The organism is Corynebacterium lipophiloflavum DSM 44291 (assembly GCF_000159635.1).
Taxonomy (GTDB): Bacteria; Actinomycetota; Actinomycetes; order Mycobacteriales; family Mycobacteriaceae; genus Corynebacterium; species Corynebacterium lipophiloflavum.
Window position 1 is genome coordinate 61,325 of sequence record NZ_GG667192.1, and the last position, 7,710, is coordinate 69,034.

7 protein-coding genes and 1 tRNA gene are annotated in these 7,710 nt (G+C 65.9%); 5 read left to right on the top strand and 3 right to left on the bottom strand.

Annotated elements, in window-relative coordinates; all coding sequences use genetic code 11:
* Window positions 1-26: 26 nt before the first annotated feature.
* A tRNA-Arg gene (locus HMPREF0298_RS03510) sits at window positions 27-100 on the bottom strand.
* A 112-nt stretch (window positions 101-212) separates the two neighbouring features.
* Here HMPREF0298_RS03510 and HMPREF0298_RS03515 point away from each other — a divergent pair.
* The 5 genes from HMPREF0298_RS03515 (at window position 213) to HMPREF0298_RS03535 (ending at window position 5,815) form a co-directional block, all read left to right on the top strand.
* Entirely contained in the window at window positions 213-2,225 is a 2,013-nt protein-coding gene (locus HMPREF0298_RS03515; RefSeq protein ID WP_006839724.1) for a bifunctional copper resistance protein CopD/cytochrome c oxidase assembly protein, read from the top strand.
* Window positions 2,226-2,396: 171 nt separating this feature from the next.
* Window positions 2,397-2,969 (top strand): single-stranded DNA-binding protein, encoded by a 573-nt coding sequence (locus HMPREF0298_RS03520; protein ID WP_006839725.1) that lies wholly within the window; start codon window positions 2,397-2,399, stop codon window positions 2,967-2,969.
* A 78-nt stretch (window positions 2,970-3,047) separates the two neighbouring features.
* Window positions 3,048-4,718, top strand: coding sequence for an energy-dependent translational throttle protein EttA (ettA, locus tag HMPREF0298_RS03525; RefSeq protein ID WP_006839726.1), 1,671 nt, complete (start codon window positions 3,048-3,050; stop codon window positions 4,716-4,718).
* Window positions 4,719-4,757: 39 nt separating this feature from the next.
* Window positions 4,758-5,186, top strand: coding sequence for an acyl-CoA thioesterase (locus tag HMPREF0298_RS03530; protein ID WP_006839727.1), 429 nt, complete (start codon window positions 4,758-4,760; stop codon window positions 5,184-5,186).
* Window positions 5,183-5,815 carry a DUF8185 domain-containing protein gene (locus HMPREF0298_RS03535; protein ID WP_006839728.1) on the top strand — a complete coding sequence of 211 codons (633 nt, stop codon included), beginning with the start codon at window positions 5,183-5,185 and terminating at the stop codon, window positions 5,813-5,815. The genes HMPREF0298_RS03530 and HMPREF0298_RS03535 overlap by 4 nt, the downstream gene beginning before the upstream one ends.
* Here HMPREF0298_RS03535 and HMPREF0298_RS03540 read toward each other — a convergent pair.
* Complete coding sequence (locus tag HMPREF0298_RS03540) at window positions 5,812-7,140, bottom strand: D-arabinono-1,4-lactone oxidase (protein WP_040422460.1); 1,329 nt, start codon at window positions 7,138-7,140, stop codon at window positions 5,812-5,814. The two genes, HMPREF0298_RS03535 and HMPREF0298_RS03540, sit on opposite strands and share 4 nt — an antisense overlap.
* On the bottom strand, window positions 7,137-7,710 hold a 574-nt coding region (locus HMPREF0298_RS03545; RefSeq protein ID WP_006839730.1), incomplete at its 5' end, for a type III PLP-dependent enzyme domain-containing protein. The genes HMPREF0298_RS03545 and HMPREF0298_RS03540, both read right to left, overlap by 4 nt.

The following is a 7,710-nucleotide window of genomic DNA, read 5'->3' on the forward strand; positions in this document are numbered from 1 at the left end:
CACCTTGGTGCGACTGGGGACAACTGCGCCCCCAGCAGGACTCGAACCCGCGACCAGCCGGGTAGAAACCGGATGCTCTAATCCACTGAGCTATGGGGGCAATGCACGGTAGGGGTGTGCCCTGCGTGCGAGTTAGGAAGTATAGCGCAGAGGGCCCGGGAATCCCGCTTCCGGTTATGCCGCGACCTCCATCGAAAGTATGGTGTGAAGGTATGTCACACAACGGCTCGCACACCATGCAGGCAACGGCGGCGGTCAAGGTCGCGTGGCCTTTCTACGCGGCCGCAGTGGTTGTCGCAGCTCTTGTGGCGGGGACAGTGGCGACAATGTTCTCCGACGACTCGCTGGCCGCGCTGGGCATCCCGGACCCCGGAACCATGACCACCTTCGGCCTGCCCGCCCTGCGTGCCACGGCGTGGTTGTGCGCCGCCCTGGCAGCGGGGTCGTTTCTCTTTTCGGCGTTCCTCATCCCGCCGCGACGCACCGGCGATGACCTCAACGGCGCCCGTCTCAGCGTCGACGGGGTGATCGCCTCGCGCACCGCCGGGTGGGCGTCGTTAAGCGTGTGCTTGATCGCGCTGACCATGATTCCGCTCGTGCTTTCCGACGTCTCCGGCACCCCGCTCGGCCAGGTTCTGTTCGAGCCGTCAGCGTGGGCGACCGCGCTTGAGCAGGTGGCCGACGCGCAGGTGTGGCTCGGCGTGGCGGCGATTGCCGGTGTTGTCGGCGTCGCGGCCCTTGGCGCGCACTCTTGGTGGGCGCAGGTTGCGCTGCTGGTCGGCTCGCTGGCCACGATCATGCCGCTGGGTTTGACGGGCCACTCCGCCACAGGCGGCGACCACGACTACGGCACCAACTCCTATCTGTGGCACCTGGTGTTTATGCTGCTGTGGATTGGCGCGCTCATGGCGCTCGTCGCCTACGGACGCCGCCTCGGGCCGCACCTCGACGCCGCCGCGCGCCGCTACTCGCAGGTGGCGCTGTTTGCCTTTTTGGTGATGCTGGTCTCGGGCGTGATCAATGCGTCGATACGCGTGCGGCCCGAGGACCTGCTGCAGTACAACTACGGGCTGGTGCTGGTCGCCAAAACGGTCGCCCTTTTGGTGCTGGGGCTAATCGGCTACGCGCACCGCTCGATCACCATCCCGCGCCTGGGCACAGACCGCACTGCCTTTACGCGCCTCGCCGCCGTGGAAGTGCTCGTCATGGCCGCCGTGACCGGCGTGGCCGTCACACTGGGGCGCACGCCGCCGCCCCCGCCGCGCGTCGTTGGCTTAAGCGAGATGCAGCTGCAGATGGGCTACGCCCTCACCGAACCCCTCACGGTGACCAACTGGCTGGGGCAGTGGCGCTTCGAGCTGCTCTACAGCGTCATCGCCCTGCTCCTTGCGGTCTACTACCTGCACCTGGCCCGCCGCGTCGACGGTTGGCGGCACTCGCGCACCGTGTGGTGGCTCCTCGGCTGCGCCACGGTGGTGGCCACCCTGTCGTCGGGTGTGGGAATGCACATGCCCGCGTCCTACTCCGCGCACATGATCGTGCACATGGTGTTGTCCATGGTGGCACCCGTTTTGCTCGTGCTCGGCGCGCCGCTGACCCTGGTCGCAGCCGCGTACCCGGCGGGGGAGTTCAACCCGCGCATGTGGGTGGAATCCTTCCAGCGCTCGCGCTTTTTGCGCCTGATCACGTGGCCGCCGGTGTCCTTGGCGCAGTTCGTCTTTTTCTTCTACATCCTCTACATCTCCATCCCGCTGTACGAGCTGATGATCTCCGAGCACGCGGGCCATGTGATCATGAACGGCATGTTCCTGCTTTCCGGGTACTTCTACTTCTGGGAGCTCATCGGACCAGACCACATCGAGGGGCGCGCGAGTGCAAAAGTGCGCCTCGCGTGGCTCTGGGTGTCCATGCCCATCCACCTGTTCATGGGCGTCTACCTCATGCAGCTGGGCGTCATCATGGGCGAAGACTTCTACAACTCTCTGAACCTGCCGTGGGAGCCGGACCTGCTTGCGGACCAGCAAACCGGCGGCGGCATCGCCTGGGCGTCAGGGTCGTTCCCGCTGACCGTAGTGTTTGCCGTTTTGTTCTACCAGTGGTGGCGCGAGGACAAGGCCGAAACCCGCGAGCTGGACCGACAGGCCGAGGAGACGGACGACGAGGAGTGGCGCCGCTACAACGAGATGCTCGCGCAGTACTCCGACAGCGGCTCCCGGCGCAAGTAATCGCCGAACGCCTGGCCAAATCTGTGGACAGACCGGGGTTTATCCACAGGCTTTCCGACGCCCCCACCACCGCGTCGCCCTGACGTGCAAGTGTGAAACTACCGCGCGTCACTCGCCGCGCGGCGTCACACGCCACCAACGAGAAAAAAGGGGGGCTCGCTCGTGAGCCACATGCACATCACCGTTTCCGGCAACCTGATCTTCGACCCGGAGATGCTGCACTTCGACAGCAACAAGTACCTGACCAAATTCCGGATCGCCTCGTCCCGGCGCTTCCGCACCAACGAGCTCGACCAGAACCAGAAGCCGATCTGGCAGGAGACCGACACGCTCTACCTCGACGTCGAATGCTGGGGCCAGCTCGCCATCAACGCCAAAGCATCGCTGTTCAAGGGTGCGCCGGTGCTTCTCGTCGGGTCCCTGGTCACCGACTCCTGGGCCGATCCCTCGCAGACCGATGAGGACGGCAAGCCGGCAACCCGGCAGAAGAACGTGCTCAAGGCCTTCAAGGTCGCCTTCGATCTGGGCAACTACCAGGTGTCCTCGCAGAAGACCACCAACCAGTCCAACACACCGGAGGGTATGGCTCCGGTGGCGCTGAAAACCGGTGAGGACCTCGCCCCGGAGACGACCCCGACGCGCAACAGCGCCGAGGACCTCGTCCGCCAGCCGGTCCCGGCGCACAGTGATTCCGACCTGAGCTTCGCCGACGCAGCGGCGGAAGGCGAGGGCGTTCCCTTTTAGCGGGGTCAGTGTTGCCCCGTGATGTACCCTAAGTGGAGAATTGCATCAACCAATAGGGCACATAAGGGGAAAATTTAAGTGGCTGAGTTCATCTACACGATGAAGAACGTTCGTAGGGCCATCGGTGACAAGGTCATTCTCGACAACGTCACCATGGCCTTCTACCCCGGCGCGAAAATCGGTGTCGTCGGGCCCAACGGCGCCGGCAAGTCGTCGCTGCTCAAGATCATGGCCGGCATGGATCAGCCGAACAACGGCGAAGCTTTCCTCGATCCGGGCGCAACCGTGGGCATCCTGCTGCAGGAGCCGCCCTTGAACGAGGACAAGACGGTACGCGAAAACGTCGAGGAGGGCCTCGGGGACATCTTCGAGAAGAAGCAGCGCTTCGAGGAGATCGCCGAGGAGATGGCCACCAACTACTCCGACGAGCTGATGGAGGAGATGGGCAAGCTGCAGGAGGCCCTCGACGCCGCCGACGCGTGGGAGGTTGACTCGAAGATCGAGCAGGCCATGGAGGCACTTCGCTGCCCGCCGTCCGATGCGCCCGTGACCCACCTCTCGGGCGGTGAGCGCCGCCGCGTCGCGCTGGCCAAGCTGCTGTTGTCCGAGCCGGACCTGCTGCTTCTCGACGAGCCCACCAACCACCTCGACGCCGAGAGCGTGCTGTGGCTGGAGCGCCACCTGCAGGATTACAAGGGCGCCGTGCTGGCAATTACACACGACCGCTACTTCCTCGACAACGTCGCGGAGTGGATTTGCGAGGTCGACCGCGGAAAGCTTTACCCCTACGAGGGCAACTACTCCACCTACCTGGAAAAGAAGGCGGAGCGCCTCGAGGTCAGCGGCAAGAAGGACCAGAAGCTGCAGAAGCGCCTGAAGAACGAGCTGGACTGGGTGCGCTCCTCACCGAAGGCCCGCCAGGCGAAGAACAAGGCCCGCCTGGAGCGCTACGAGGAAATGGCCGCAGAGGCCGAGCAGTTCCGCAAGCTCGACTTCGAGGAGATTCAGATCCCGACCCCGCCGCGTTTGGGCAACAAGGTCGTCGAGGTCAGCAACCTTGAGAAGGGTTTTGACGGGCGAATCCTCATCGACGATCTCTCCTTCACCCTGCCGCGCAACGGCATCGTCGGCGTGATCGGCCCGAACGGCGTGGGCAAGACGACGCTGTTCAAGACCATCGTCGGGCTCGAACAGCCCGACGCCGGCCAGGTCCAGGTCGGCGAGACGGTCCAGCTGTCGTACGTGGACCAGAACCGCGCCAACATCGACCCGGAGAAGACGGTGTGGGAGGTCGTCTCCGACGGCCTGGACTACATCCACGTCGGCCAAAATGAGATGCCCTCGCGCGCCTACCTCTCCGCGTTCGGGTTCAAGGGCCCGGATCAGCAGAAGCCGTCGAAGGTGCTCTCGGGCGGTGAGCGCAACCGCCTCAACCTGGCGCTGACGCTCAAGCAGGGCGGCAACCTGATCCTGCTCGACGAGCCGACCAACGACCTGGACGTTGAAACCCTCGGCTCGCTGGAAAACGCGCTGCAGAAGTTCCCGGGCTGCGCGGTGGTCATCTCGCACGACCGCTGGTTCCTGGACCGCACCTGCACCCACATCCTCGCGTGGGAGGGCAACATCGAGGAAGGCAAGTGGTTCTGGTTCGAGGGCAACTTCGGCGACTACGAGAAGAACAAGGTGGAGCGCCTCGGCGAGGATGCCGCGAAGCCGTCGCGCGTCACCCACCGCAGGCTGACGCGCTAGCAACGGCCCGCTTGACTAACCACGAGATGAGGAGGACACATGACTGAAAACACTTCCACGACCAAGCCCCACGAGTTCTGCCTGCCGGCGCGGTGGGACGACTTTGACCGTTACGGCCACGTCAACAACGCCGTCTACATCGAGTACGCCCAGGAGGCGCGCTTGGCGTTCGCGACGAAGTTCTTCGGCACCTCCGGCTCGTTCCAGGTGTTCGTGCGCCACGTCGAGGCCGATTTCGTCCGCCCGATCATGCCGGACACCAGGGAGATCCTGGTGCGCACCGAGGTGATCAAGGTGGGCAACACCTCCTTTACAACGCGCCAGGACATCATTGACCGGCACGGCAACGTGTGCTGCACCGTCACTAGCGTCCTCGTGGTGGTCGATGTGAAGACCGCGACTCCCCGGGCGATCACCGAAAAAGAAATGGGGATCTTGACCTCCGGCATCGCCGAGGATGGCGAGTGAGCGCAGAATCGCTCACCGTCACAAGCGGCCGCCCCGGCCTGATCTCACTGGTGGGCCGTGCCGTGGGCCTCGATGCCTCGGCGACAGCGCGGTTCGCCCAGCTTGACGACGACCACGTCGACGTCTTTGTCACCACCCCGTTCGATTGCGTCGCCTCCCGGCGCATTTCCGGGTCTGTATCCCGCGACGGCGCGGCAGTTGCCGCCAGTGACCTGCTCAACGCCCTTCAAGCGGAGGTGGCGCGCGTCGGCGCGGCGCGCGACCCGAACTGGCCCGGCGCGCTGCCCCCGCGCGGGGGGTTCAGCGAGCGCGATGTCGTACCTGTTACCGTCGTGCGCCACCTCGCGGACGAAGGTCGTGCGCTTGCGCGCCAGTTTTCCGGCCCGCTTGGCCCACCGGCGTCATTGCTCAACCAGACGGTGCTCACCGCCGACGCCGACTCCGATGCCCCGGTGGAAATCCCGATGCGGATGATCTTCACCTGCACCGCGCTGGGCCTCATCCCCGGCTTCGCCGCCCCCGTCGAAGTGCCGCGGCATTTGCGGGTCTCCACCTCGGGCCGCTGGGTGCGTGTCGACGCCCCCTTCGGCACCGTCTACCACTCCACGTCGCTGGGACTGTTCGTCTAACCGAACACGTGGCGCAGGTGAGCGGAGCCGAACACCCAGTTCGGGTCCATGGCCTCGCGCAGGGCGCAGAACTCGTCGAAGCGAGGGTAGATGTCCGCGAAATCCTCGCGTCCCATTGTGTGCATCTTGCCCCAGTGCGGGCGGCCACCGGCGGCGCGCAGAATTTCCTCGAAGCGGGGGAAGTAGTTGGCCGGGTTCATTGCCTTGGGCACGTGGATGGCGATGTACATCGACTCGCGGCCCGTGGCGCTCGACAGGGCGACGTCGTCCGCGGCGGTGGAGCGCAGCTCGAAAGGGAAGGGGATCAACCAGCCGCGGTCATCGATTTCTTTTTGCAGCCCGCGCACGATTGCGGGGCCGTCGGCAAGCGGCACGGCGAACTCCATCTCGTGGAAGCGCACGCGGCGCGGTGACGCGAAAACCTCGTGGGCGCGCGAGCGGTAGGTGGTCGCGCCCATCGCGGCAGCGGAGATCGCGTTGAGCCGCGGTATCGCCGCAGGTACGCGGCGGGTGAACGCCAAAGACGCGGCAAACACGCCGTTGCCGATGACTTCTTCCTCGAAAGTCCGGGTCAGCCAGGTGCGCGGGCGGGGCTCGCCGCCGGGCGCCGGGGCGGTGGGCCCAAGTCGTTTGTTGGTCTTGACCATGGCGCGATCGGTGTGCGGGAACCAGAAGGCCTCGTAGTGGTCGACGGCGCGGGTGCGCTCCTCCCACGTGTCCAGGACGTCGGTGAAGTCCTCGGCGCCTTCGACCGCAAGCAGGTCGAAGGAGTCCACGCACTGCATTTCGACCTCCGCGATGATGCCCAGCGCGCCGAGCGACACCGTGACCAGGCGTAGCGCCTCGGGGTCGTCGTCGATTGTGAAGGTGCGGAGGTTGCCGGAGGCGTCGACAAGCGCAAGCGCGGTGACCGTGCCCGCGAAGCCGGTGAAGCCGATGCCCGTGCCGTGCGTTGAAGTCGAGATCGCCCCGGCGATGGACTGGGTGTCGATGTCGCCCTGGTTGGCCAGCGCAAGGCCGAAGGGCGCCAGCATCTGCGGGATGTGGTGCAGCCGGGTGCCCGCGAGGAAACGAACACGCTTGCGGGCGCGGTCAACGCTGACAATGCCGGAGAGGTTGTCCAGGCTCATCATGTCCTGCTCGCCGGCGGCGACGGGGGTAAAGGAATGCCCGCCGCCGACGGGGCGGATGCTGCGGCCGGGCGGCAGGTCGCTGACGATGTTCGCGACCTCGTCGATCGTTGTGGGGTAGTGGACGCAATCGGGGTGCGTGGTCACGGACCCCGCCCAGTTGCGGAACTTCCCATTCTTTAGCGTGCGGCTCATCGCAGTGTCCATCCTTGTCCTCTGTAGGTGTCCCACTCGTGGTGGGCACCGTCGTAGTCAACCGCGATGACGTGGTCGACGTGCTCTGTCATTTCGCCGGCCTTGGCGTGGCGGAACCACACCGGGTCGCCGATGCGGAGGTGGCGTGCCGCGCTGCCGTGAAGCGGCGTCTGCACCTCGCCGGCGCCCTCGGTGGCGGAGTAGCCCAGCCCCTGCGGGTAGACGGGAACGGGAACCCGGTCGGCGGCGGGCGGACCGGAGGCGATCCAGCCACCGGAATTCACGGTGGCCCACCCCGGCGCGGGCAGGCGGGAGACCTGGCAGACGAAAAACGCGGCCGGCACGTGGTCGATGTCGGCGAAGCGGTCGAAAATCACCGGAGTGTAGAAACCGGAGCCGGCGGCGAGCTCCGTCAGAGAGTCGTCGACGGCGCTGACGTCGAGCGAGCCCGTGCCCCCGCCGTTGACGAACTCCAGGTCCGCCAGCTCGCGCACCGCGGCGACGCAGTCGGCGCGCCGCGGCACGAGCTGCGCCATCGAGGCGCTGCGCAGCCAGCGCTTGACCGCGCCG